23 protein-coding genes and 1 pseudogene are annotated in these 23,414 nt (G+C 51.5%); 11 read left to right on the top strand and 13 right to left on the bottom strand.

What is annotated here, in order from left to right:
• Window positions 1-165: 165 nt before the first annotated feature.
• A complete protein-coding gene (locus tag GPM19_RS10270; protein WP_319928116.1) occupies window positions 166-2,094 on the bottom strand; it encodes a propionyl-CoA synthetase in 1,929 nt (642 codons plus the stop codon).
• 277 nt (window positions 2,095-2,371) lie between these two features.
• Here GPM19_RS10270 and GPM19_RS10265 point away from each other — a divergent pair, with 277 nt between their 5' ends.
• The gene (locus GPM19_RS10265; RefSeq protein ID WP_160418939.1) at window positions 2,372-2,695 is read left to right on the top strand and encodes an ArsR/SmtB family transcription factor; all 324 of its coding nucleotides are present in this window, start codon (window positions 2,372-2,374) and stop codon (window positions 2,693-2,695) included.
• A gap of 58 nt (window positions 2,696-2,753) precedes the next feature.
• Here GPM19_RS10265 and sohB read toward each other — a convergent pair whose 3' ends face one another.
• On the bottom strand, window positions 2,754-3,797 hold the full coding sequence (sohB, locus tag GPM19_RS10260; protein WP_160418938.1) for a protease SohB: 1,044 nt from the start codon (window positions 3,795-3,797) through the stop codon (window positions 2,754-2,756).
• Between the two features lie 171 nt (window positions 3,798-3,968).
• Between sohB and GPM19_RS10255 the strand changes: the two genes are divergently transcribed.
• The gene (locus GPM19_RS10255) at window positions 3,969-4,280 is read left to right on the top strand and encodes an SCP2 sterol-binding domain-containing protein (protein WP_160418937.1); all 312 of its coding nucleotides are present in this window, start codon (window positions 3,969-3,971) and stop codon (window positions 4,278-4,280) included.
• A 42-nt stretch (window positions 4,281-4,322) separates the two neighbouring features.
• Here GPM19_RS10255 and nudC read toward each other — a convergent pair whose 3' ends face one another.
• Together nudC and dnaQ are read right to left on the bottom strand one after the other, a co-directional pair.
• Window positions 4,323-5,129: an NAD(+) diphosphatase gene (nudC, locus tag GPM19_RS10250; RefSeq protein ID WP_160418936.1), complete on the bottom strand. Its 807-nt coding sequence runs from the start codon at window positions 5,127-5,129 to the stop codon at window positions 4,323-4,325.
• Window positions 5,122-5,880, bottom strand: coding sequence for a DNA polymerase III subunit epsilon (gene dnaQ / locus GPM19_RS10245; protein ID WP_160418935.1), 759 nt, complete (start codon window positions 5,878-5,880; stop codon window positions 5,122-5,124). The genes nudC and dnaQ overlap by 8 nt, the downstream gene beginning before the upstream one ends.
• A gap of 123 nt (window positions 5,881-6,003) precedes the next feature.
• Here dnaQ and GPM19_RS10240 point away from each other — a divergent pair, with 123 nt between their 5' ends.
• The 6 genes from GPM19_RS10240 to GPM19_RS10215 are packed head-to-tail and all read left to right on the top strand — an operon-like array spanning window position 6,004 to window position 14,077.
• Window positions 6,004-7,278 carry a tyrosine-type recombinase/integrase gene (locus tag GPM19_RS10240; RefSeq protein WP_160418934.1) on the top strand — a complete coding sequence of 425 codons (1,275 nt, stop codon included), beginning with the start codon at window positions 6,004-6,006 and terminating at the stop codon, window positions 7,276-7,278.
• Window positions 7,279-7,283: 5 nt separating this feature from the next.
• Window positions 7,284-8,915 (top strand): site-specific integrase, encoded by a 1,632-nt coding sequence (locus GPM19_RS10235; protein ID WP_160418933.1) that lies wholly within the window; start codon window positions 7,284-7,286, stop codon window positions 8,913-8,915.
• Entirely contained in the window at window positions 8,915-10,984 is a 2,070-nt protein-coding gene (locus tag GPM19_RS10230; RefSeq protein WP_160418932.1) for an integrase, read from the top strand. Before GPM19_RS10235 ends, GPM19_RS10230 begins: the two co-directional genes overlap by 1 nt.
• Window positions 10,977-11,387, top strand: coding sequence for a hypothetical protein (locus GPM19_RS10225; RefSeq protein WP_160418931.1), 411 nt, complete (start codon window positions 10,977-10,979; stop codon window positions 11,385-11,387). The genes GPM19_RS10230 and GPM19_RS10225 overlap by 8 nt, the downstream gene beginning before the upstream one ends.
• Window positions 11,388-11,405: 18 nt before the next feature.
• A complete protein-coding gene (locus GPM19_RS10220) occupies window positions 11,406-11,861 on the top strand; it encodes a VPA1267 family protein (RefSeq protein WP_160418930.1) in 456 nt (151 codons plus the stop codon).
• Window positions 11,858-14,077 carry an AAA family ATPase gene (locus tag GPM19_RS10215; RefSeq protein ID WP_160418929.1) on the top strand — a complete coding sequence of 740 codons (2,220 nt, stop codon included), beginning with the start codon at window positions 11,858-11,860 and terminating at the stop codon, window positions 14,075-14,077. Before GPM19_RS10220 ends, GPM19_RS10215 begins: the two co-directional genes overlap by 4 nt.
• Here GPM19_RS10215 and GPM19_RS10210 read toward each other — a convergent pair.
• The 3 genes and pseudogenes from GPM19_RS10210 to GPM19_RS10205 form a co-directional block, all read right to left on the bottom strand.
• Window positions 14,072-14,635: a recombinase family protein gene (locus tag GPM19_RS10210; RefSeq protein WP_160418928.1), complete on the bottom strand. Its 564-nt coding sequence runs from the start codon at window positions 14,633-14,635 to the stop codon at window positions 14,072-14,074. The two genes, GPM19_RS10215 and GPM19_RS10210, sit on opposite strands and share 6 nt — an antisense overlap.
• A 287-nt stretch (window positions 14,636-14,922) precedes the next feature.
• A pseudogene (locus GPM19_RS15410) lies at window positions 14,923-15,116 on the bottom strand (IS5/IS1182 family transposase); the annotation flags it as partial.
• Between the two features lie 25 nt (window positions 15,117-15,141).
• Window positions 15,142-15,375: a helix-turn-helix domain-containing protein gene (locus GPM19_RS10205; protein ID WP_160418927.1), complete on the bottom strand. Its 234-nt coding sequence runs from the start codon at window positions 15,373-15,375 to the stop codon at window positions 15,142-15,144.
• A gap of 82 nt (window positions 15,376-15,457) precedes the next feature.
• Between GPM19_RS10205 and GPM19_RS10200 the strand changes: the two genes are divergently transcribed.
• The 3 genes from GPM19_RS10200 (at window position 15,458) to GPM19_RS10190 (ending at window position 17,248) form a co-directional block, all read left to right on the top strand.
• Complete coding sequence (locus tag GPM19_RS10200) at window positions 15,458-16,012, top strand: VspR family transcription factor (RefSeq protein WP_503658109.1); 555 nt, start codon at window positions 15,458-15,460, stop codon at window positions 16,010-16,012.
• Between the two features lie 328 nt (window positions 16,013-16,340).
• On the top strand, window positions 16,341-16,700 hold the full coding sequence (locus GPM19_RS10195) for a DUF433 domain-containing protein (RefSeq protein WP_202114788.1): 360 nt from the start codon (window positions 16,341-16,343) through the stop codon (window positions 16,698-16,700).
• Window positions 16,701-17,038: 338 nt separating this feature from the next.
• Entirely contained in the window at window positions 17,039-17,248 is a 210-nt protein-coding gene (locus tag GPM19_RS10190) for a type II toxin-antitoxin system VapB family antitoxin (protein WP_160418925.1), read from the top strand.
• Between the two features lie 158 nt (window positions 17,249-17,406).
• Here GPM19_RS10190 and GPM19_RS10185 read toward each other — a convergent pair whose 3' ends face one another.
• From GPM19_RS10185 to GPM19_RS15250, 6 genes are all read right to left on the bottom strand, one after another.
• The gene (locus GPM19_RS10185) at window positions 17,407-17,865 is read right to left on the bottom strand and encodes a hypothetical protein (protein WP_160418924.1); all 459 of its coding nucleotides are present in this window, start codon (window positions 17,863-17,865) and stop codon (window positions 17,407-17,409) included.
• Window positions 17,866-18,172: 307 nt separating this feature from the next.
• Entirely contained in the window at window positions 18,173-18,421 is a 249-nt protein-coding gene (locus GPM19_RS10180; RefSeq protein ID WP_160418923.1) for a hypothetical protein, read from the bottom strand.
• A 616-nt stretch (window positions 18,422-19,037) separates the two neighbouring features.
• Entirely contained in the window at window positions 19,038-19,652 is a 615-nt protein-coding gene (locus GPM19_RS10175) for a hypothetical protein (protein ID WP_160418922.1), read from the bottom strand.
• Between the two features lie 516 nt (window positions 19,653-20,168).
• Window positions 20,169-20,540, bottom strand: coding sequence for a histone-like nucleoid-structuring protein, MvaT/MvaU family (locus tag GPM19_RS10170; protein WP_160418921.1), 372 nt, complete (start codon window positions 20,538-20,540; stop codon window positions 20,169-20,171).
• Window positions 20,541-20,994: 454 nt separating this feature from the next.
• A complete protein-coding gene (locus GPM19_RS10165; protein ID WP_160418920.1) occupies window positions 20,995-22,401 on the bottom strand; it encodes a GmrSD restriction endonuclease domain-containing protein in 1,407 nt (468 codons plus the stop codon).
• Window positions 22,402-22,630: 229 nt separating this feature from the next.
• Window positions 22,631-23,251 carry a hypothetical protein gene (locus GPM19_RS15250; protein WP_202114787.1) on the bottom strand — a complete coding sequence of 207 codons (621 nt, stop codon included), beginning with the start codon at window positions 23,249-23,251 and terminating at the stop codon, window positions 22,631-22,633.
• Between the last annotated feature and the right edge of the window lie 163 nt (window positions 23,252-23,414).

Below are 23,414 nucleotides of genomic sequence, written 5' to 3'. Positions count from 1 at the left end.
CAAGACGGCTTGATGCGCTGGCATTATACGCAAGCGATCGACGAAAGAAAGCCACCGCCGCAGAGGTGGCTTGGGGTAGAAGATGATAGCTTGGCGCAAAAGACTATAGAACTCTCGGCCCGAAGGCTATCTAGGCCTTGAACAATCACATCGCGCCTTAAGCGATCAGATGGGCTGCGCCTTGGTGGAGGAACCTACGTCACGCTCACGCATGGCGTCATGCACATCCTGTAAGCTCGACGGGTCGTCAATGGTAGAAGGCAGGCCATACTCCTTGCCATCGGCGATATTGCGCAGCAATTTACGCAGAATCTTGCCCGAACGCGTCTTGGGCAAACGGTTGACCACCAGCACTTGCTTGAAGCAAGCAATCGGTCCGATCTGATCCCGCACCAAGGCGATCAATTCCTTTTCCAGCGCCGCCTCATCGCCATCGAAACCATCCTTGGGAATCACCAGCCCGACAGGCAACTGCCCTTTCAGTTCATCATGAATGCCAATTACCGCGCATTCCGCTACCGCCGGATGGGCGCCGACCACTTCTTCCATTTCACCGGTCGACAAGCGATGACCGGCAATGTTGATCACATCATCGGTACGCCCCATGATGAACAAGTACCCGTCTTCATCGAAAAAACCACCGTCACCGGTCAGATAGTAACCTGGGAACGCTGCCATGTAAGCGCTATGGAAGCGCTGGGGATCTCCCCACACACCGACCAGGCAACCGGGTGGCAGCGGCTGTTTGATCACCACACTGCCCTGGGTCATGGGCTCGGCCTGCTCGGCTTCACGGTCGAGGATCTGAACGTTGAACCCGGGCACCGGCACCGTGGCGGAACCGGCCTTGGTAGGCATGGCTTCGATGCCGCGTGGATTGGCGGCAATCGGCCAGCCGGTTTCGGTTTGCCACCAATGGTCGATGACTGGCACATCCAGCAGATCATCCAGCCAATGGAATGTCGGTGGATCCAATCGCTCACCCGCCAGGTATAAAGCCTTCATGCTACTGATATCGTATTGCTCAAGCAGCTTGGCATCCGGGTCTTCTTTCTTGATGGCACGAAACGCGGTGGGTGCGGTGAAAAAGCTCTTGACCTTGTATTCCTCGATCAAGCGCCAGAACGCTCCGGCATCCGGGGTCTTTACCGGTTTGCCTTCGTAAACCACCGTGGTGCAACCCCGCAGCAAAGGGGCATAAACGATATAGGAATGCCCCACCACCCAGCCGACGTCCGACGCGGAGAAAAAGACCTCACCGGGCGCCATGTCATAGATCGCTTCCATCGAATATGCAAGCGCTACCGCGTAGCCGGCAGTATCGCGCACCACCCCTTTGGGCTTGCCCGTCGTGCCCGAGGTGTAAAGAATGTACAGCGGGTCGGTACCCATGACCGGGACGCAATCGGTAAAGTCGGCGGCTTTTACCAGCTCAGCCCAGTCATGGTCTTTCGGTCCCAATTCAGCGACACCCTGGTCACGTTGAAAGATCACACAGGCTGACGGTTGATGGGTGCTCTGCTTGATGGCGTCGTCAATGATTGGCTTGTAAGGCAATACCTTATTGACTTCAACCCCACAGGAAGCCGCTATCACCACCTTAGGCTTGGCATCGTCAATACGTATCGCAAGCTCGTGCGGCGCAAAACCGCCGAACACCACCGAATGCACTGCCCCGAGCCGAGCACAGGCATACATGGCTACCAGCGCCTCAGGCACCATGGGCATGTAAATGATGACGCGATCACCTTTTTCAACGCCCAGATTTTTTAGCGCACCGGCAAAATGAGCTACTTGATCGCGCATTTCACGGTAGCTGATGACCTTCTTGCTTTGGGTGACGGGAGAATCCCAATAGATGGCAGCCTGATCGCCACGGCCTTGATCCACATGATGATCGAGAGCCGCATGGCAGATATTCATTTCTCCATCGGCAAACCAGCGAGCATGCTGCTGGTCATCATAGGAAAGGATGGTGGACGGAGGCGTGAACCAGGGAATGCGTTTCGCCTGTTCTGCCCAGAACGTTTCTGGCTGCTCAATGGAACGAGTAAATTCTTGTTGATAGCGGCTCATGGGTAGCTTGTCTTCCAGATGGCAATGATTGTTGACAGTCTAGAAAGAAAACAGCCGCTTTACCTTCATACTATGGGCTAAAAAGCGACTAAAGGGGCAAGTAGCCAAGCAGGATTGTCGACATCAAAAAAACTCACACCATTGATACATCGTTAAACAATCGCTTGGACATAGCAGATTAAATTATTGATCATTAAAGCATAATTGATAAAAATGTAATCCACGCGATAAGCGCTGGTTCCTCAACCACTTACGCCATGCCTCGGGTCATTATTCCATAGGCTGGGAGATCGTCATGCCCTCTTCAACCAACGCCGCTTCGCGCCTGCTGCAACAAGACGGGCACGCCATTGCTCAGGGGACTCGCCTGCTCAAGGCAATGGCCAATGAGAAACGTCTACAGATATTGTGCCTACTGGCGAACCAGGAATTATCGGTCACCCAGATCAATCAACAGCTGGCCTTGAGCCAGTCGGCGCTTTCGCAGCATCTGGCCATCTTGCGCAATGATGGTCTGGTCACCACGCGCCGAGAATCCCAAACCATCTTTTATTCGCTGACCAGCCAAAGCGCCAATGCCATCCTGGAGGCATTGGCGCAGCATTATGCGGCGGAATAGCGCATACAGACCGACACAGCGTTAGGTTAGCCTGGGCAATGCCGATTAACAGCCTGGCTCATTGCTTGTGCCAACGGCTCGCCTCCAGCAATCCCATACCCTTGAGCAAGACGCTCTCTGCTGCGGTCGAGATAGCCAGCCCCAGCCTGTTGCTCATGGTCTTGGGTGGTTCAAGCTTCACCGACAGCACACGCGAGGCTTGCATGCGCTCGACCAGATAAGCTTCGCTGGTCCCCAGCGCATCGATCAGACCCTTACCCACCGCTTCGCTTCCATACCAGATCTCGCCGGTTGCCACCGATTCAATGTCCATGGATGGACGCCGCTTGGCGACGTATTCCTTGAACAGCCGATGGGTATCCTCCAGGTCTTCAATAAACTTTTCCCGGCCTTCTTGGGTATTCTCCCCAATGATCGTCAAGGTACGCTTGTACTTGCCTGCGGTCAGCAATTCCACATCGATGTCATGGCGCTTGAGCAAACGATGAATATTGGGTACTTGAGCCACTACACCGATTGAGCCCAGCACCGCAAAGGGAGCAGCACGTACCTCACTGGCCGTACATGCCATCAGATATCCCCCGCTGGCCGCGACCTTGTCCACACATACCACCGTCTTGAGGCCGGCTTCGCGTAAGCGATCCATCTGGGCAGCAGCCAAACCGTAGGCGTGCACGAGCCCTCCCCCCGATTCCAGGCGTATCACCACTTCATCGTGGCGTTCGGCGACATCCAGCACGGCTGAGATTTCTTCGGCAAAATGCTCCGTCGCCGAGGCTTTGAGATCGCCATGAAAATCCAGCACCCACACCCTGGCGGGTTCAGCTCCCTTGGCGGCGTCGCCTTTGCCTTTTTGTTTGGCCTTATCGTCCCGGCGAAATGACTTGATCAAGCTTTTGCGCTGGGAAAGCGAGGTAGCTGCGATTGCCAACCGACGTCGACGGTAGCGACGCTGATCATTGAGCGTTTCGATGTGCAATGTCAGCTGTTCACTGGATTCATGACGTGACCGCAGCAGGAGCAATAGTCCTCCCCCCACTAACATCACCACGATAATTACCTGAACAACGAAAGTACCTATATCAACCGCCCATTCATTCATGCTCTTCTCCTTTGGCGAGCCTGTGTAAAAGCCGCAACTGCATGCTTCACTTAACGATATTACCTCAGAGCGCTTGATTGAAACGAATGTTTGAAATAACCTCGCACAAGCCCCTGTCACCGCCTATCGGTGCTCCCCACTAAAACTACCAGACAGATAGAGAGTGTAACGATGTCAACCAACACCCTGGAAAAATTGCAAGCTCGCTTCAATCCGCAAGCCGCCGCCAATATGGATGAGGTTTTTCAGTTTCATTTTACCGATGCCGACAGCCATTATCTGGTAGTCAAGGACGGTACCTTGGATATTAACGAAGGCGAACACGAAGACCCTTCGGTCAGCCTGCGCCTTAGCACCGACACGCTCAAAGGTATCATGAGTGGTGATGTCAACGGCATGACCGCGTTCATGACTGGCAAGCTCAAGGCAACCGGCAATGTCATGCTGGCCACTCAGCTTACCCAGCTTTTTCCCTCCGAGTGAGAGAGTCGTTGAAAGCGAAAACATGCCCTGCGCGGAGCAGGGCTACTTTTGTAGCTCTGTATTATCTGCCCACCGATTGAGATGAACTTCGATCAATTCCCGGGAAATCGAAAAGATGGGGGGTAAAATAGGCAATTGCCGAGGGGAAAACCAGGCAGCATCGCTGATTTCGACGCCATCAATACGGATTCTTCGTGTGGTCGCTTCAGCGAAATAGCCCAGCATCAAAGAATGCGGAAACGGCCATGCCTGGCTACGGTAATAGCGAACCTGATCAATATATATCCCCACTTCTTCGTACACTTCCCGGTGCACGGCTTCTTCAGCCGCCTCGCCTGGCTCGATAAAACCCGCCAACGTGGAATAGCGCCCCGCTTGAAAACGCGGACTGCGTGCCAGTAGCATTGCCTCGCCACAAGTCACCAAGGTGATGATACAAGGGGAAATCCGCGGATAATTACGATGCCCGCATGCGTAGCAATGCATGGCAAATTCCGCCTCCAGCTTGTTTGAAGGCTCGCCACAGCGCCCGCAAAAGCGATGATTTTCCAGCCAGGCAGCGACCTGCAGGGCAGTGGAAACCAACCCGAACCAGGACTCGGGCAGTTGCGCCAACCAACGCCGTCCATCAATCCAGTCGTCTCCCGGCGCATCTTCCAGACTCAGTGCAACAGGTTCGTCATGCCAGTAGCATAACGGTTGCAGCGTAGGCGTCCATGGCTGTGCCGGCTGCAAGGGAGAAAACGGCAGGTTTTCATTTTCTGGTACAAAAGCGGGAGCGACCTTCCCTCGGGCAAGCCGGATCACGCGTCCGTGCGTTTCCAGACTGGGGATAATGCGTTTAAGCATCGCGGAGCTCGGTTTTCGGCCAATCAATCCCGTTGGTATCGCATTTAGCCAGATGCGCAGCCTGCTCATGCTGCGTTGGACGTATCACGCGAAGCTGCCCGGCAGGAATACTCAAACGCTCAATGGCAAGCCCTTGGTTGGCTGCGGTGACGGGCGCCTGCTGCGCGGCGGTACTCGCTTCAAGCGTCAGTGCGGTTTGCCCACCGGTCATCGCCAGATAGACATCGGCGAGAATCTCGGCATCCAACAGCGCGCCGTGCAAGACCCGGTGCCCATTATCGATGTCATAGCGTTTGCACAAGGCATCCAGGCTATTGCGCTGCCCAGGGTGCTTCTGGCGAGCCATGACGAGGGTATCCAGCACGCCACAGTGCTGCGCTACCAAGCCTAGTGCCGGCGCACCAGGACGTTGGCTTAGCAGGGTAAACTCATGATCGATGAAGCCTACGTCAAAAGGCGCGTTATGAATGACCAGTTCCGCACCACGAATGAAATCCAGAAACGCCTCGGCAACGTCAGCGAATACCGGTTCATTGGCTACCTTTTCATTGGTGATGCCGTGCACCGCCACCACTTCCGGGCCGATATCACGCTGGGGATTGATGTACTGATGATACGTTCGGCCAGTGAAGCGCCGATTGACCATTTCTACCGCCCCGATTTCCACCAAACGATGGCCGGACCGCGGGTCAATGCCGGTGGTTTCTGTGTCAAGTATTACGGTACGGTAACCTGAAAAGTGTCTACTCATAACACGCGCCTCTTATGCAAGCTATTGTTTTATAAACCATAAACATCACCTATAGCCGCGCCTTGCTCGTAAAAAAGTGTAATCGCGACTTCCATTCCTTTCACACTAGTCTATTATGTAAACATGGCCTATACAATAAAACATTTCATAGCCGCCGATGGCGAGCGCTTCTCGCAGATCTACGATGCAGAGACAGGCGGCTTCCCACTGTACTATCCAACAGCTTACATCGCCCGTTCGGTACGCCCTTGTGTTACCCATGAGACGCAAAAAGTGTATCTAGAGGCGATCAAGCGTTTGTGTGAGTGGGAGGCAAATCAGCAAATTGATCTGGTGGCGCGCTTCCAGCGCCGAGAATTCCTGCGCCAGTTCGAAATCGATGGCTTGGTAAGGCACCTTTCCGCTAGCCGCAAAGGCCGCAATGGAGAGGTCATCAGCCGCCACAAGGCCAACACGTACATTGTGTGCACGGCCAAGTACTTGCGTTGGCTAACGAACGAGGTAATCACCGGCATAAACGCTGATGTCGAAGCCGCTATCGATCAGCAGCACAACGCCCTAATGTCAGCGGTCGCACGCAAGCGCGGGTCAAAATCAGCCAATAATCAGCGTATCCTCGCCATGCGACTACCGAATGAGACAACGGAAGCATTGCTTGAGCTGTTCGCAGATCCGCTCCAAGGGGTGCAGAAAAATGCTGACAAGGGACCTCGTATGAGGAACGTCATCATGCTGCGAATCCTCTATGAGACAGGCATGCGTCGTGGCGAGCTGCTGAGCTTTAAGCTCAGCAATTTTGTAGAAGCTATCGGTGGCGAAAGCGCCCAGTTACAGATCGAGCGCAACCACCACGACGCGTTCGACTCTCGGGTGAGACAGCCGGTTGCGAAGACCCTTGGGCGTAGCGTGAGCATTTCTGCTGAAGCTGAGCAGCAGCTTATGGCTTACCGGGATCACTGGCGACCCTGTACTGATAGTGATTTCCTGTTCGTTAACCACCGCGCAGGGCGCTTTCAAAGCAAGCCAGTTACCGAAACCGGATTTAACTCTGCGCTAAACAAGCTAAAAGAGGCATTTCCTGCACTGGAGTCGCTGCACCCTCACCTGCTTCGCCACGACTGGAACTACAGGTTCTCACAAGAGGCGGACAAGGAGGGGGGGGATTTTGAAACCGAACGCGCCATTCGCGGAATGCTGATGGGCTGGGCGCCCAATTCTGCCATGTCTTTGCTCTACAACCAACGACACATTCAAGAGCAGACCAACGAGGTCGGTAGGCGTATCGCGTCAGACAGTGAGAAGCGGGGTAATATGTCTTTGCTCAATAACCAACGATACATCCAAGAGCAAGCCAAAGAGGTCGGTAGTCGTATCGCGTCGGACACCATAAAGGGGTAATAAAAATGGCCAAGAATCCAGCACAGGAAGAAAGTCCCAACACCGACGCCGAGCTTCTGCGAACACAACGCCCTGAAAGACCGTCTTCGGATTTCATTTGGGAGCAGGATACATTTCGCCGAATCGGATACGGGGGCGTGAATATGACAAAGGCGCTTTCGAAGTTTGACCTCGCCCAAAAAGAGTCATTTAAGCAGGCGGCGCTTGATTTTTCGGCTAAGGGTGACTATGCGCAAACAGGGTTTGTTAGCCTCATGTGTGCGATTAGTAAATCTCTGAAGCACTTTCCCGTGAGCGCCTTCGATACATCTTGGGTTGCGCAAACCTTGAAAGTCCCGTTATTCGTACTCAATATCGGAACTATCAAGAGATTCTTTGTTTTTTGGAAAGCCCGCAACCCACAAGCGATCAGCGATGAGGCCCTACAACTCCTTATAAAAATAAAGAGCCGTGCAGTCTATAGCAATAATGTGTTGTCAGACGACCCTGAGAAAAGCTGGCTGAGCGATGAGGAATACGAGGCGCTGCTTGCCAGCGTCTGGCGCAACTACGAGGACGGTCTATTCTCAACGAGCCGTACTCTCATAACGCTGCTCTCAATGCAGTACGCACGTCGCCCAATACAGATTGCCCACCTAAAGTTCCAAGACGTCCGAAACGCTGCCTCTGACGATAGCTCGGGCCTGAGCGGGCCAGTGGTAAGCTTTCCTGGCGGCAAGGACATGGGCGCCGAAACCGGATTTCGCGACAGCAAGTTCGAGCACCACCCTCTTCCAGGCCACCTCTGGAACCTGTTCGAGATTCAGCGTAATGAGATCCAAGCAATGGTCGAGTTTCAGCTTGATATTCATCTATCCGACTCGGAGCTTCAGAAGCTGCCGGTATTTGCGTCCGCTGGCCGCATAGAAAGAGCTAAATACGAACTGACAAGTCAATATCGTGTTGATTGGCGCAGTAATCTCGACCATCACCTATTCCATATGAGACCCCTTAGGATTTCACAGATCCTAGCCTGGACGCCTAATTCACATCGAGATATCGAACCACCCCTTAGCCACCGCACCGGTCGGCCACTCGTCGTTAGTGCAACACGACTCCGGCACACCCGTGCTCGCCAACTGGCTCGTAAAGGTGTGCTCCTACACGTGCTCTCACATTGGCTGGGACATACGAACGAGAAAAGCCTTCGGGCGTACTACAACGACCCAGCCGAAGATGCTCGTAAACTTGACGAAGCGATGGCACCGACTCTGATGCCGCTGGCGATGGCCTTCGCTGGTAAACTAATCGATAGCGAAGAGCAAGCCAGTCGCAGCAACGACCCGATAAGCCGCCTTGAATTTGCCAAGAACGGCGAACTAAAAAACGTCGGCAATTGCGGCAAGCACAGCTTTTGTGCCACCACCTCTGTACCGATCCCCTGCTACCGCTGCCGCCATTTCGAACCGTTGGTGTCCGCCCCACACAAAGAAGTGCTTGAAGCGCTGAAGATTAGGCAGGAAGAAGAGAACCAGGCGTTGCGAATTGGTGGGGCAAGAGATTTACTTGTGCCCATTGACCTCTCAGCCGATATCCTCGCGGTGAAGAACTGCATCGACCGATGCAACGCCCGCAAGAGAGAGTTGGGGATTGTCTAATGGCACAGATCATCCAATTCACACCTAAGAAAGAGTTGACGGCACAGAAAAACCTACAAAACCTGATCACGCTATCCAGGGATCACCTAACCCTTTGGGACGACCAGACTGGTTTCTCCTGGGAAAGCAACCGATGGCCCGTACTAAACAAGAGCATAAGGTTCACCAATCATGAGCACCGTACCCTGCATCCAACAAAGACGCCTGAACAGCATCAACTGATGCATCCGGCGTTTGTCGAATTCGCCAAGGCCTATCTACGTTACCGCCACACGCTTAAACCGCACAAAAACATCCATCGGGAAATGTCAGCCTTGCGCTTCCTGGAAATGGTGCTCAGACAGGACATCGGCATTCCCGATATCACTAGGGTAGATCAGCGCCATTTTGATCACGCGATGGCTGAACTACGGCCGGAAAAACGGCGACAGTTCATCGCCGGTGAGCTGCTGAACATTTTAAAAACGCTCGCCGACTTCTTCATCGTGACTAGCAGCGCACACTACTGGGCGAACCCCTACGTCGGCACGGCCTCATACGACTTTGCCAACGGCGGCTACGCGGATGCAAAGATAAAAGCTGCCAAGCTTCCTGATCAGGATGCCCTGCTTGCAATCGCCGAGGTCTTCGGGCGTGGCCACACGCAAGTGCTTGAAGACGTAGATACGATGGTCACCAGTATCACTTGTCTCTTGCTGAGCGTACCAATGCGCATAGGCGAGACCCTAAGGCTGCGGGTTGATTGCCTTCGCGAGGGAACCGATAAGGACGGCAAAATTCAGCACCACCTCAACTACTGGACACCGAAGATCAAGGAGTTCGTTCCCAAGGCAATTCCTGCCACCATGGCGCCTAACGCCGTTGTGGCTGTGGAGCGGCTACAACACATCACAGAAGAGGGCCGCCAGCTGGCCCACTACATGGAAGGCAATCCAACCAAGTTCTATCGCCACGAGAACTGCCCGGACGTTTCCGATCATCAAGAGCTAACGCGGGATCAGGTGGCAGCGGCGCTAGGGTTACTAAACCGGAAAAGCTGTGCAACCTTTATCCATAGGCACACTGGCAGTTACTCCCTTACCGGCTTCACGCTTGATTCCCTTTGGCAACTCGTTCTTGCTGAGCATCGCCAGCTGAATCCTCACTTCCCCTATCAGGAACCCGTCGACAGCAGGAGTAAGAAGCCGCTCAAAATGTCGGAGTCATTACTATGCTTTCGCCGCTTCCAGTTTGGTATTCGTAGCAGCACAAGCCCCGTCCTGCTGGCCCCGTTCAAGATGCAATATTTTAAGGTGCGCCTGGCGGCACCCTCTGGGAAGCGCGCTAAGTTGTTGTGCTTTTTCACCCGACATGGCTATGAGGCAATGAAGCTCAAGTCGCACAGCCTGCGCCATCTGCTCAACCGCCTTGCACGGCGCAGCGGCGTATCTATCGATACGATCACCACTTGGAGCAGCCGGGCCTCCGCCAAACAAACGCTCACCTACCTGAACGATGACCCGCAGGAAGCGGCAAACAAGGGCGCCGCCCTGCTAGGAATGCTGCAAGAGCAGACCCACAAGGAGCCAATCACCGACGAAGAAGCTGAGATTCACAGCCAGGGGCCATTCCATAGGAGCCGCTACGGGCTGTGCCGTCGATCCTGGCGCGCGGGGCCGTGCAACCGCTTCGCTGACTGCCTCAACTGCTCAGAGTTACTGATGTGCAAAGGGGACAGGCTGGCAGTTGACGCCGTGGTCAAAGACCGAGAGCACTTAGTTCGGACGCTCAACGCAGCCAAGGCGGCTGTCGACAACGGCGAACGAGCCGCCTCGCGCTGGATGCAGGTGGCAGAGCCGCAGATCGGACGCCTGACCCAGCTTCTAAATATCCTTAACGACGCGGACATCCCCGATGGTAGCCCGATCGAGTTAGCAGACAGCACCGACTTTAGCCATGAGCAGGTGCTTGTCGAGGACAAGGCCGCAGCGGCGGGCGTCAAGCTGCTGGACAGGAAAGATTTGGGCATCGAGTATGGCAACGAGCTGCTGGCCTGCCTTGATCTACTGAGGAAGCCAGACGATGCCTAAGGCGATTACCGACTCACAGCTCAATAAGATGGCAAAAATGATTCGTGATTGGCCGCAGGAAGAGGCGTTTAACTGGGATAACATCTGCACCGCCTCGAAAAGCATCCTGGGCTATGCACCGACCCGCCAAGCACTCTCCGGTAAGCTAATACTGAAGAACGCCTACCTAGCCAAGAAGAAGCAGCGAAAGGACGCAATCGCCAAGGCCGAGGGCGCTCCAAGGCCCCAAAGTATGCCGGATGCGATGAAGAAGATTGCGCGGCTACAGCAAGAGAATGACGCGCTCAGGTCCGAGCTAGAAAAGATGGCTGAAGTCGCCCAGCGATTCATCTACCACGCCAGCATTGCCGGTCTGTCTCAGCAGAAGCTAATGGCGCCACTACCCAAGGTTCGCCGTGACTAGGCCAAGAAGGAGACTAAGATGGCAAACGGGCAAGCGCGTGCCGCAGAAAACATAGCCAAGTTCGAGGCCTGGGCCGCAGAACGACAGGTCGCTGGCGACTGGGCCGACTACATCCGTCAAGGCCAGCTCAACCGCACCGAGGTCGCCGCCGAGTGCGGCTTTGCCAAATCCGTGCTGCGCCAGAACCCAGCGGTGAAAACCGCCTTGGAGGCGCTGGAAGCGCGTCTGAATGCAGAGAATATCCTTTCCCCCGGCAAGAGGGAGAAGTCGCCGCAAACGCAAGATGAGGCGGCCTCATCGTCGGTAGATCGGCGCATTATCACGATCAACAACCGCAGCGAGCAACGCGTGAAGGCGCTCGAAGAACAGAATGCCGCTCTACGCGCAGAGGTGTTGGAGCTGCGTGAGCAGCTCAAGCGCTACCGAATGGTCGATGATCACCTCGCCCAGACGGGTCGTATGGTGCGGCCATGACGGATCTCTTTGTCGAGCTGACCATCACGTCCGTCCTGAGTCGAGGGGCACGCGGCGGGGTCATCATGGCCGGTGTCGATACCAAAGGTCGGCGGTATGTTGCGCGCTGTAGCTGGACGCTTATCCCCGACGCATCCTTCCCCGGCAAAGGCCAGCGCTGGGCGTTGCGCGGTGCGCTGAGCACCTACCAGCAAGAGCAGCAGATCGATGCGACGCATGCCGAACTGCTGCGGCCATCGGGTAAAAATATCATCGCCTGGATAGCCGGGTGTCCGGACATCCCAGGCGTGGGCCAGGTCAAGGCACAGAAGCTCTACGGCTGCTTCGGGCCTGATTTGGTGTCGCTCATCGAGCAGAAGGACGTAGACGCTCTGAGCGCTGTTGTCAGCCCCGAGGCGGCGGACCTGCTATGCCATGCCTTTGAGAAACACCAAGTCACGCAGACGCTATCCTGGCTCGACCAGGTGGGCATGCCGCGACGGATCGGCCAGAAGGTTGTCGACTGTTATGCCGAAAAGGCGCGAGAGAAGATCGAGGCCAACCCCTATGCGCTGATCAGCTTTGAAGCGCGCTGGAAGACGGTGGATGCCTTGGCGCAGTGTCGGTTTGGCGTGACCGAAGATGATCCGAGACGACTTGAGGCAGCGGTTGAGGAAACGCTTTACCGAGGACTCAAGGAGGGCCACACCTGTCTGCCGGAAAAGGATGTCAAACGCCGCCTCAAGACGCTGCTCGGTGACGCGGATCTGGCTGAGCAAGCGTTGGCCGTCGGCGGGAGCAGTCAGTACCGCAATGTGGACGCCCTTTACCAACCGACCGGCACCTATCTGATCGAGCTTGAGATTGCCCAGCGCCTTTCGCGTATAGCTGCTGGCGAAGTGGCTCAACAGCAGTCAATCTTCATGGCTGGCGAGGTCGAACACGACGCAGTAGAAGCGGCTATCAACGATTATGAGCGTGCCCAAGGCTTTGCGCTCTCTACCGAGCAACATCAAGCTGTGCTGTGCAGTGTGAGCGCCCCTCTCAGCTTAATTCTAGGCGGCGCGGGTACCGGCAAGACCACGGTGCTCAAGATTCTCTACGAAGCGCTGGAGGCCGTGCAGCCTGGCGTGGCCATCTACCAGATTGCTCTCGCGGGGCGTGCAGCACAACGCATGCAGGAGGCCACCGGGCGAGACAGCTGTACGATTGCCGCCTTTTTTGCGCGGGTTTCCGAAGAACAGCTCGGCAGCGATGCGGTGGTCGTCGTCGATGAGGTGTCGATGGTGGATGCCATTCTCTTCTATCGACTCCTGCGCCACATCCCGTCAGGCACACGACTGATTCTGGTCGGCGACCCAAGTCAGCTCCCACCCATTGGCCCTGGCCTTGTGCTGCACGCACTCGCCGGTCACCCGGCCATTGCGCAAACGGAACTGAAAGTGGTCAAGCGGCAGTCAGATGCAAGCGGTATTCTGCCTATTGCCTCGGCTGTTCGTGGGCATACGCTTCCCGAGTACGCGGCCTACCAAGGCCGAGGCAGCGGCGTATCGTTTATTGAATGTTCAGAATATTCGCTCGATGAAGCTATAGCAAGGCTCTACGAGGAGCTTGGCGGCAATGGCGCCGACAACAGCGTTCAGATTCTCTCTGCCACGCGCAGCGGCCATGGCGGTGTTAAACAGCTGAATCAGCGCTTACATGAATGCTATCGGCGTGATGGCACACCAGTTTGCTACGTCGACTTGCAACACGGCGTAGTGCCCGCGAAGTCACTTGATCACGTGCCATTCAAGGTTGGTGATCTGGTCATCTTCACCAAGAACGACTACCCCCTTGGGCTGCGCAACGGCTCTTTGGGCCGGATCATTGAGGCGTTACCTGTCGAAGATGCAGAGAGTGACTGCTGTAGGGTCGATTTCGAGGGTATTGAGTACACCCTGAAGACGACGCAGATTGAATCGCTCAGCCACGCCTATGCCATCACCGTTCACAAGTCGCAGGGCTCACAGTTCTCGCGAGTCATCGTGCCGATTCGTCAGTCCCGCTTGCTCGACCAAGCATTGATCTATACTGCGATCACCCGTGCGGTGGATCAGGTCGTGCTGATCGGAAATCGGGAAGCTGCGGCCGCAGCCATTCTCGCCCAGGCCTTTGCTGCCCGCCGTTATGTTTCGCTGCCTGAGCTTTTGAAGAACTCCACCACATTGCGCAAAGATCTATCTGATATTTCATGAACCGGGTTGGCTAGCCTTCAAGGCAGCGTAGAGGGTCGTCTTGCTGACCTTTATTCGTGCGGCGGCCTCGCGGACGTTCAGCCCATTGGCGAGATGATCCCTTGCCCGCTTCAATTTGTCGTCTGAGACGACGGGCTTGCGTCCCCCTTTGCGACCACGAGCGGCGGCAGCGGCTAGCCCCGCCCTGGTGCGATCACGAATCAGGTCGCGCTCGAACTGCCCCAAGGCACCGAACACATGAAAGATCAGCCGCCCACCAGCCGTAGTGGTATCGATGTTTTCGGTCAGTGACTGAAACCCGACACCACGGGCCTCCAGGGCACTGACCACCTCGATCAGATGCGGCAGCGAACGCCCTAGCCGATCCAGTCGCCACACCACCAGCACATCGCCGTCGCGTAGAAACTCCAGGGCGGCCATCAGGCCTAGTCGATCAGCTTTGGCCCCAGAGACGGTATCGTCGAAGATTCGCTCGCACCCCGCTTTACGAAGCGCATCTGTCTGCAAGGCAGTGTCCTGCTCCGCTGTCGAGACCCGCGCATAGCCGATCAGTGCCATTAGCCACCCCTTTGTCCGTTATTCCGTCCGCCTATCTTATTGTCCACTAACCCATCAAACAAGCCTGTTTTCGGACAATGTTCGGATTGGCCGTCTAATGATCGTTTCCCGGACGGCCACCCGCTGCATCGCACCTGGGCGTTCCAGCGAGAGGCCGGTGAGCAGACCGATCATCCACGCCGGAATGAGCAGACCACCCCTGCCCAGAAAGCATCAGAACCTGCCCGAACCGTGACAGGCAACGCCCCGAAAGCAACTTAGTTATCGGACACCGACACAGATTTTCATGGGCTGTCACTCATCTTCTTGAGGGTACCGCGCTTGGCAGCGACGCAGCATTGGGAATTAGGGATATCCTTCTATGTCGCCGTCTACCTGCTTGCCCCTCCCGGACTAGATGACCTGGCATGGTGACATCGGCAACGTTGGCCGAGGTGGCAGCAAAGCTGTGGGTCAGCCCGATAACCTCATCAATATCGATAAGGCCCAAACACAGTCAAGGAACGCTATTGAAAACAGGACACTTCTTCAGGATGGGGCAGAAGATCGTGCGGCGTACATTCTAGCTCCTTGGCAATAAGATACAGCTTTTCGATAGTTATATTCGCGTGTCCTCGCTCAATTCGTCCCATGTAAGCCGGCTCCAGGCCCGCACGCCAAGCCAACTCATCTTGGTTGATTCTCTTTTGAACCCGCGCTTGACGAATCCTATTTCCAACAGCTTTCGACAGTTTTTCCATAGGCTCTCCTCTTAAGAAAGACTATGGAGTGTTGTTGCGATTGCTCGCAGGCACTATAATACCTTCCAATTCGTTAAAATTTATGGTGGGGCATACCGTGAGCAAGTCATTCCTCCTCGATAGAAACCTCCACGAAATCTTAAACCACTCAGAATGTAAATCCCTTACTATCAGAGAGTTAAGAGATATATATTTGGGCGATGCTATCGTTCCCAAGGCAACTCGTTCATCTGTACGCCGCTATCTGTACGCTCAGGTCTTGCGTCTACTCAGAGAGGGTTGGCTGCAAGCTGATGAAGAAAAGCGACCTCGCAATCAGCGTTATCATGTCCTCAAGAAGCCCACACAGCTAAATGTACAACTTAAGTGCCCGCCAAAAGGGCTGCTCCCGGAAAAGCCATCCATTGCGACGCCCTGCATCACTGAAACGGATCGGGAGCATTTGACTCAGCTGATGCAAGCGCTCAAACGCGAGATAGAGGCGCATGAAAGCGAGCGTTATATCTATGATACGTATGGAAGATTTTCTGACGTGCAGCGGCTAATCCTTCCCCTCAACCATCTAGCAGCCCGACAGGAGTCAAGCCTCAAAGGAAAGATACGTGCGCTCGAAAAAATCTCCTCACTCTTGAGTTAGCATTGGCCCGCCATCAGGGAATAGATGCGTATATGTGACAAAACCTCAAGCGCTGAACTAAGTGTCGCAATAACCTACCCGGAGGATCCATGGGCGAGAAAAACACCTTTGCTCTTACCAATTTCAATATGTCGCCTATACCATCTGAATATATCGAGAGATGATGGAAGAGAAGGTAACCGAAGAAACCCTTGAAACAATTGAAAAAACCTATTCGAAGTTTGTTCGTTTATGAGCAATGGGCTAGTCTCTTTCTGCTTAGGAGGCTGAGCCAGACCCCAACGATGGACTGTCTCGCCTATACACGACGTTTGCAAGGAGGTTACCTATGAATGAACTACTCGAAATGCTCATCGTGGCCTCCCCTTTATTATTGGGTGGATTTTTATTAGCTTATTTTGCAAGAAGAAGCTATTACAAGCAGGCATTTAAACGCGCAGCCATGCATGGCACATGCTTCAACCGGGTAACCTTTGACCCTTCAATTTATAATGGAAAAGCCTGTATTAAAAACAGCCAAGTGCCCATTTCTACAATAGTAAGAAAACTAGCCTCCGGCAGTTCGGCTGAGCAGTTACTTGCTGACAATCCTTATCTTGAAGACAAAGATATCCTTCAAGCGTTAGAGTATGCAGCAGTCTGTGTCACAGAAATAGATAGACGGCGCCAAGGAACGGATCTGACCTAGGTGTGTTAATGTACTCTCCGGCTTTGTATCGAAGGCCCTTTGTATTATTTTCTGCTGCTTGGAGAAGCAGCTATCGGCCAAAAGCAGATAATCATAAGCGACTGATATAGCACCTGAGATTAGCCACGCCGTGCAACAGCGTCGGCTTGGACGAATTTTAATTATTAGGTGCGCGCGACACCGAGGTTAGCTTCACAGATTGGGCGAATAGTAAAAAGAAGCCGTCGGCCAGTTTTACTTGACAACTACAGCCCTTCAGATAACGGCCAAAGGTGGCCAAATCTTCCTGAAAATAAAACAATGACGCATTATGATATTAATGATGCGAGGAATTAATTATGCGAACCACTATCACCATTAATGATGCTTTGTATGAACAGGCGCTTGAGTTTGCTGAGCCGGGTTTAAGTAAGCCTTCAGATATCTTTCAAGAAGCCTTAAAGACCTACGTGCGCGTACAAGCTGCCCGTCGCCTTGCTGCATTGGGGGGCACTGCCCAAGAGATGCCGGATATACCATTCCGGCGAAGAGAGTCGCCGACGGAATGAAGAGGCTGATCGACACACTTCTCATTTCGTAAGCATGTACCGCTCAGACTAAGGTCGTTTTCCATTGGCAGATATCGGCCAATAGCGGACCTTGGAAAGGTTCTGATTTTACGCCGAAGCACAGCGGCGACTCAAATCTGTCCACCTCCCGCGACTCGTTAAGAAATATTTTTTACAAGTTCGATACCAGATTCCTGATAACGAGAAAAAATATTTTCGAAATCCCAATCTTTAGGCATAGCATGCCCCTTTAAACGAGAATTTTCCTCGACAGTGATAACCGCAATTTTCCAATATTTTTGGAAAAGCTCTCTCATTTCATTAATGTCTAAACTGCCTTCTCGTGCCGCTTGTTCACACGGCTTCTGGATATATTTAGCTTTCGGAACCATATGCTCAAAAATCAAACCAGAAAAGTTCCGAGATTGAACTTTTTCCAGCGCAGAAGGCGAGTAGTAATCCCCGCAAAGGTATTTGCTTTCGGGATTCATGCGCAAGAATGCATTTGAGGGAAATTTATTTAACCCTTCCCTTAACCCCCTGATTAAAACTTCATCGCTCCAGTCTAACGATTGAAGCAGCTTATAATAGGATTTTATTATTGGTTCAAGATCCACTATATCTTCCTTAATTCATGTTTTTAACAACTTACTACTGCGCATTGTGAGCAGCAAGATTTCTATCCGTTTGCCCTGGCGAGACGGGCGCATGACGAAGCCCAACCCAAACAAGGGGCTTTTGATGTCACGGAACCCTCTTCATTCTCCTTGCAGCACGTACGCATAGGGTCTTCTTCAAACAGGATTCTTGAGATTTTGCCTCCGTGAGACCAAGGTACATACCCCACCTTAATCTGAGTGCGTTCGGATATCAAAATGGAAACACCTTCAACACACTATCGATGACCTGCATGATGGCCAGCAGTTAATCAAGTGCCCAACCCGCAGCAATAACTGCTTCTGGTGTAGAAAAGCGCTCAACATCATAGGTTTTCTTATCGGTAATTTCAAACTTTCCACTCATCAGTGAGAGTACATCCATGCTGCCATGCCTGCCGTCCAGGCTCTTGAAATGCACATGGCCATCAGGCGTTGGCACTAAGTTCATTCCCTGTGTTGTCAGTGTTTCCACTGTCTGACTCAACAATGACTGTGACCAATTAAAAGTAGCCATAAATTCTCCCAGATTAATTTGCAACATCAAATATACAATCTTACAGGTTATGTTATCCATTTAAAAATTGATACTATTTCACATTGAGACCATGGTCTTAAGCTCAAGACCTGAATGAATCTAAAAACCATTTAACATGAACATATTAAATCATGTTTTTTAATATTAAACTTGCATTCTACGAAATATTTTTTTCAGCATTCTTTATTCCTCAGCCCTCGATGCATCGTTAAACCCCCAAGGGCATATGCGATATTTTTCTTTTTACCATGAATTTCCATTGAAATTTTCAAAATCTGTTTTAGAGCCTCGTTAATAAAAACTGGCTGCTATTTTCTTTCAAGTAAAATCAGAATAATACTCCAAATGTCGGCTGGTGATGACCCCAATGAAGAATGAATGAAAACAAATCAACCTCTAGCGCTAAGTGCTTTATCGAAAGCCGTTAATGCAGAGGAGCGTGCTGAAGACCTTTTCTGCCATGTCCTCTTTGGGTCGCTAGCAGCGACATCCGGCCAGAAGCTGTCGTAGAGTGAGCGCTAATGTAGCGCTTTCAGCACGTCTTGGAATGAAGCCGAATGTTCAATTGAAAGTAGCGTCGTTACGCCTAGGCCTTTTATTTACTGCCCTGATTCCAAAGATAAATATCTAAAATTCGCTCTTGAAACCACTTTGTGGAAACTAGGCTCCTAAGCTCATACTCTTTCATTGTTGGCTCGACTGAATATGGTATGACCTTGCTAAGGTTGCCGCAGGCTTGTTCAATCTGCTCCTGAAACCGGGCATAACAGGATGAAAATGCTTCATTGAATGCAGCGAAATCACCTGGTTTGGTGCCTAGGGCGATACGCGCTTGTCTATCGTAGATACGAACAGGGCTACGAAACTTTAACCACATAAATTTTGTTGTTAATGAAAGAACATTTCGATTTCCGTACTCGGAAGAAATGCGTTGCTGCGTATCAGAAACGATACTAGTTACATTCTTGTGGGTAACGGGACCCAATTTATTCAATATATCAAGTACTGGCTCATACCTTTCTAATTTTCTAGATTCTTCATATTTAGTGGGCAGGTTTCGCGCAACACGAAAATGTCCCCCAGCACCTAAAAGAGCTTGCCTTTGTTTGTCGATTTCGAAAGATGCGAGCCCTTCAAAATACCCAGCTTCTTTCTCCAACCATTGGTTAAAGAATTGAAGTGTGCAGAATTCAAAAGTTCGGGAGGCCATTTATTTTCCAGTTATATTGAGTGAAATTATTAAATACTATTTGGCTGGACACGTATTGGCGCAAACAATGTAGGATTCCCTACATGCTCGAAGCGTCTCTGTTTTGAAGCCAACTTGATTCCCCTGCGAAACACACGACGAGTAATTGGATGAGCATTCCCGAACACAGCTTGGTTCCAAGCTACTCACATCTACATCTTTAATACTGTATGCACATCCGTAAAGTGTGAGGAATAACCCTGCAAAAACAGAAATTTTCAACATAAGCCACTTCCTTCGTGATTTAATAGGCATTAGAAAATACCGTAATATTTAGTGTCGCTTGGCTGTATAAAAAAATTGCCGCGCGTGCTGCATAACACGGATAAACGAGCCAGCCGCATTTTTCAGTAGCGTCCGCTTTGGGTCGTTACCGGTCAATCCTAGGACATCATTACGTTCGCACAATTGCAAGGGAGCAGCTCTCAAGCACATTGATAACCACTCCCACCGCATGCTGATATTGGCTTATGCTCGTTATTCTACGATCCAGCTAATAACTTCTTCATTACCATATTCAGCTTTCCATTCCTGAATGACTTTGTGGTTTCCACCGCGCGTTTCGACCACCTGTCCTGTGTGGGGATTTTTGTAGACCTTCAATGCACGCTTTTTACGATCACTTGTACCGCTTTTGGGATCTTTGACTGAAGCATTTCGATATGAAGGATCCAGAATTTCACACACATCACGTGCTTCTTTTCCGTGTTCGGTCATCAATGCTTGTAATTTGTCTTTGAATTCAAGCTCTTTCTTGAGTTCGCTGTTACTCTCAAGCGCTTGCAACTCTTCTTGCAGCTGCTTAAGCATCTGTTCTTTTTTGATATAATCATTTAATACTGAGGCCATCTAATTCATTCCACATGTTTTAAATATTAATGGACTATTATCAAGGATGACCTATGTTATATCAACACAATTTCTTTAACTCGACGATTATGAGGCAACCTCCAATACAGCATCTTGTAAAAGCCCGAGAAATGACACCATGGTAAATGCCAGCATCAATGAAAAAATACAACGGAAGTGCTGGAGGCTCCCGAACGACTCTGCGGCTCTAGAACTCATGCCCGAACTTGGTTTCACAACGAGCCTATAGGCGTGTTCGAGTACCGGACTGCCGAATATCTGGTAGCTTCCGGTCGAGCTTCTGACCTTATGCTCGCTGGAAGCTGAACCAAACGGGTGATCTGCAAAGTGCCCTGAAGAGCGGGGAATGGCGTATAAAGAGAATGACCTCTATTTTCGCCGGATTCGGCCAAAAGCGGATGTTCAGGATAGGTGCTCCGACAACACCCCCTTGTTATGTGCTATTAGCCAGAGATGCTCCCTTTGACTGATTGTGATATGAGCAAAGCAATTCACCATTCTCTATAACGGTCTTACCACCTTTTGCATGCGGAATTACATGGTCCGCCTGATACCTTGACCAACTGACTCTAGTTTCCTTTTCAGGCTTTCCTTCCCTCAAGCATTGCTGACAGAGACCTTTTCCCTTCCGATAAATGGAAATTCTTTCAAATTCCGTAAAGCTTCTTTTCGTATCTTTTGCAACGATCTCCAGCGACTGTGAAGCCAAGTAATCAAAAAATACTTGACGAAGAATCATGTCTCTGATTTCTAGATCTTTCTCACCCTGCTGCCGATGATTACTAAACGTAAGTAGATCAATATCCTCCGTTTCATCGTAGCTTTTCCAGCGCCTGTGAAACCAATAAATGAAATTTCTGATCACTTCACCGGTAGAATAATCAACCACGTAATGACGGCTGACATGACGTACGAGCATGTAAATAGATATTATAAAATATTCAACCGAGAACTCTTTTATGCCGGAGGCATCATCCAACATCGGGTCGTTTTTAAAAATCTCATGGAATACATTAAGAACTCTGAGAACAGCGATGGCTTCTGCCTGGGATTCATACGCCAGATTTCCTATTCCATCAGCCTGTTTATGATCATTAATAAATTCCTCAATTTTTCTGTCACTTAGGTCAGCGTAACCGCCGCCTGTTTCGATCATCAAGAATCGTGCCATGAATTGCAGATGCTTCATCCTATTGTTGTCTACGCTCAACAGATTAAAGAATGAATGCTTATTTTGGTTTTTTTCAATAGGTTCATAACGCTCGTAGTCAAAGGATTGATCATCCGCATACTTGACAATAAAATTTCTCGTCAAACTTGATAGCTGCGCGTGTGCAACTTCCATGTAATTTAGCGTTTCCCCTTGCTGGAGTCGCCAGAATATTTCTGTGGCAATGATTTGATGATTAACGTCATGAGGGCTATCGATGTCTTTAATAATATCAGCTTGATACTTGAGTGATTTATCAATGAATTTTCTTACTGAAACATCGAGATCATCGTAATACTTACCCGGCAAGTTCGGGTCTAGGTCAGCGAGAGAGCGCGGGAGAGGATATTCTCCGGCGAAGAAATCTTGAACCGTTGTGATTCGTTGTTGACCATCAATCACTTCGTTCACAGCAGTAGTATCCGAAAGGCGAACCTCACGAACAACCAATTTTGGTATGTAATATCGGCGAAACAGACTATCCAACAGAGACTGCTTTTTCTTCTTAGCCCAGACAGCCTTTCGCTGGTAGGGAGGCCTAGTAACGAAGTCCTCCCGGTAATCGTGAAAGTCTTTTATCCCGAACTCGGTACTTACAATTGTGTATTCAGGCCTAGGATTGAATGGCATAAGGTTGACCTATTTTCGAATTTAGAAAGCACATAACAGGTATCAAACTGAGCGATCTATGATTGGATAAATGTGCTGGTATGTTTATCCAGCAAATGCGACCTGCAAAAACCTCGTAAACCTCTAATCCTGATGAATACTAATTTAAACTAGGATGCATATGGAAATTCGCGCTCCTGCTGCATTTCCAAGAATGACCGCTCAGGGTCGTCAGCTGCCATTTCACGTGTCATTGCAGAATAAGCTCATAAACACGTTGCGGGCTTTCCTCGACACGTAAATTGGGACTTCTATTATCAAGTTGTGGATGTGACGTTTTCATCCATCGCTGTGCCTGAGCCTCGCCAAGTTTTTTAACCGCTGTCTCCCAAACTTCTTCCCTGCTGGGTGAGTCAATAGCTACTCGCCCTACATCGCGCATGTCCCGCCATGCCTGTATGTCGTCAGGTTCGGGGGCGTTGGGGTCACATTGATCTAGCAGACTATTTAGCCTCGCAGGCCTGACGGTTGATGCTTTCTGCAAGGCATCCGTTTCATGCAACAGGGCTTCTCGTAGCCAGGTGTCCACTGCATCGCAGACGCGTTCATTTTCTTGCGGAGCTACCACAGCGCTGCTGTTGCCGCTTTGACCGATAAAAAAATGCTCAGGAATGTGAAGTGCGCGGCCATCCCGGAGGTAAGCCACAATTTCGCCGCTCATATCTGGTAAATAAGCATCTTCGCTTTGTAAGCACTCTAATGCCTGGCGAAACGTTTCCAGCGGCTGGGGGAAACGATCACGTAGATCAAAGGCGCGATACGCGAATACAGTGCGTAATGGGTCATTATTTGATGGCTGAGTTGACAGCATCCTGCGCTCCATGCAAGAAAAGAATCGGTAATTTTCTAATTCAACTTACCAGCAGAAAACTATTTGTGCTCATCATTCTGAGCATTTTTACATGCTAAATGCTTACTTCCGTTCCTTCACACGCTTTTCGCCTAGCTCAGCCAGGGTGGGTGTAGCCCCCTCT

Origin of the sequence: Vreelandella zhuhanensis (assembly GCF_009793355.1) — a bacterium.
GTDB classification, from domain to species: Bacteria; Pseudomonadota; Gammaproteobacteria; order Pseudomonadales; family Halomonadaceae; genus Vreelandella; species Vreelandella zhuhanensis.
Note: the sequence above shows the minus strand (reverse complement) of the source record. Positions and strands in the feature narration are given on the sequence as shown.

What these genes read in the sequence shown, in the direction of transcription:
- GPM19_RS10180 (WP_160418923.1), bottom strand. Translation starts at nt 18,421, where the DNA reads ATGGCTACTTTTAATTGGTCACAGTCATTGTTGAGTCAGACAGTGGAA.
- GPM19_RS10195 (WP_202114788.1), top strand. Translation starts at nt 16,341, where the DNA reads ATGAATGAACTACTCGAAATGCTCATCGTGGCCTCCCCTTTATTATTG.
- nudC (WP_160418936.1), bottom strand. Translation starts at nt 5,129, where the DNA reads ATGCTTAAACGCATTATCCCCAGTCTGGAAACGCACGGACGCGTGATC.
- GPM19_RS10170 (WP_160418921.1), bottom strand. Translation starts at nt 20,540, where the DNA reads ATGGCCTCAGTATTAAATGATTATATCAAAAAAGAACAGATGCTTAAG.
- GPM19_RS10205 (WP_160418927.1), bottom strand. Translation starts at nt 15,375, where the DNA reads ATGGAAAAACTGTCGAAAGCTGTTGGAAATAGGATTCGTCAAGCGCGG.
- GPM19_RS10215 (WP_160418929.1), top strand. Translation starts at nt 11,858, where the DNA reads ATGACGGATCTCTTTGTCGAGCTGACCATCACGTCCGTCCTGAGTCGA.
- GPM19_RS15250 (WP_202114787.1), bottom strand. Translation starts at nt 23,251, where the DNA reads ATGCTGTCAACTCAGCCATCAAATAATGACCCATTACGCACTGTATTC.
- GPM19_RS10220 (WP_160418930.1), top strand. Translation starts at nt 11,406, where the DNA reads ATGGCAAACGGGCAAGCGCGTGCCGCAGAAAACATAGCCAAGTTCGAG.
- GPM19_RS10240 (WP_160418934.1), top strand. Translation starts at nt 6,004, where the DNA reads ATGGCCTATACAATAAAACATTTCATAGCCGCCGATGGCGAGCGCTTC.
- GPM19_RS10265 (WP_160418939.1), top strand. Translation starts at nt 2,372, where the DNA reads ATGCCCTCTTCAACCAACGCCGCTTCGCGCCTGCTGCAACAAGACGGG.
- GPM19_RS10175 (WP_160418922.1), bottom strand. Translation starts at nt 19,652, where the DNA reads ATGGCCTCCCGAACTTTTGAATTCTGCACACTTCAATTCTTTAACCAA.
- GPM19_RS10190 (WP_160418925.1), top strand. Translation starts at nt 17,039, where the DNA reads ATGCGAACCACTATCACCATTAATGATGCTTTGTATGAACAGGCGCTT.
- sohB (WP_160418938.1), bottom strand. Translation starts at nt 3,797, where the DNA reads ATGAATGAATGGGCGGTTGATATAGGTACTTTCGTTGTTCAGGTAATT.
- GPM19_RS10165 (WP_160418920.1), bottom strand. Translation starts at nt 22,401, where the DNA reads ATGCCATTCAATCCTAGGCCTGAATACACAATTGTAAGTACCGAGTTC.
- GPM19_RS10200 (WP_503658109.1), top strand. Translation starts at nt 15,458, where the DNA reads ATGGTGGGGCATACCGTGAGCAAGTCATTCCTCCTCGATAGAAACCTC.
- GPM19_RS10225 (WP_160418931.1), top strand. Translation starts at nt 10,977, where the DNA reads ATGCCTAAGGCGATTACCGACTCACAGCTCAATAAGATGGCAAAAATG.
- GPM19_RS10210 (WP_160418928.1), bottom strand. Translation starts at nt 14,635, where the DNA reads ATGGCACTGATCGGCTATGCGCGGGTCTCGACAGCGGAGCAGGACACT.
- GPM19_RS10235 (WP_160418933.1), top strand. Translation starts at nt 7,284, where the DNA reads ATGGCCAAGAATCCAGCACAGGAAGAAAGTCCCAACACCGACGCCGAG.
- dnaQ (WP_160418935.1), bottom strand. Translation starts at nt 5,880, where the DNA reads ATGAGTAGACACTTTTCAGGTTACCGTACCGTAATACTTGACACAGAA.
- GPM19_RS10255 (WP_160418937.1), top strand. Translation starts at nt 3,969, where the DNA reads ATGTCAACCAACACCCTGGAAAAATTGCAAGCTCGCTTCAATCCGCAA.
- GPM19_RS10230 (WP_160418932.1), top strand. Translation starts at nt 8,915, where the DNA reads ATGGCACAGATCATCCAATTCACACCTAAGAAAGAGTTGACGGCACAG.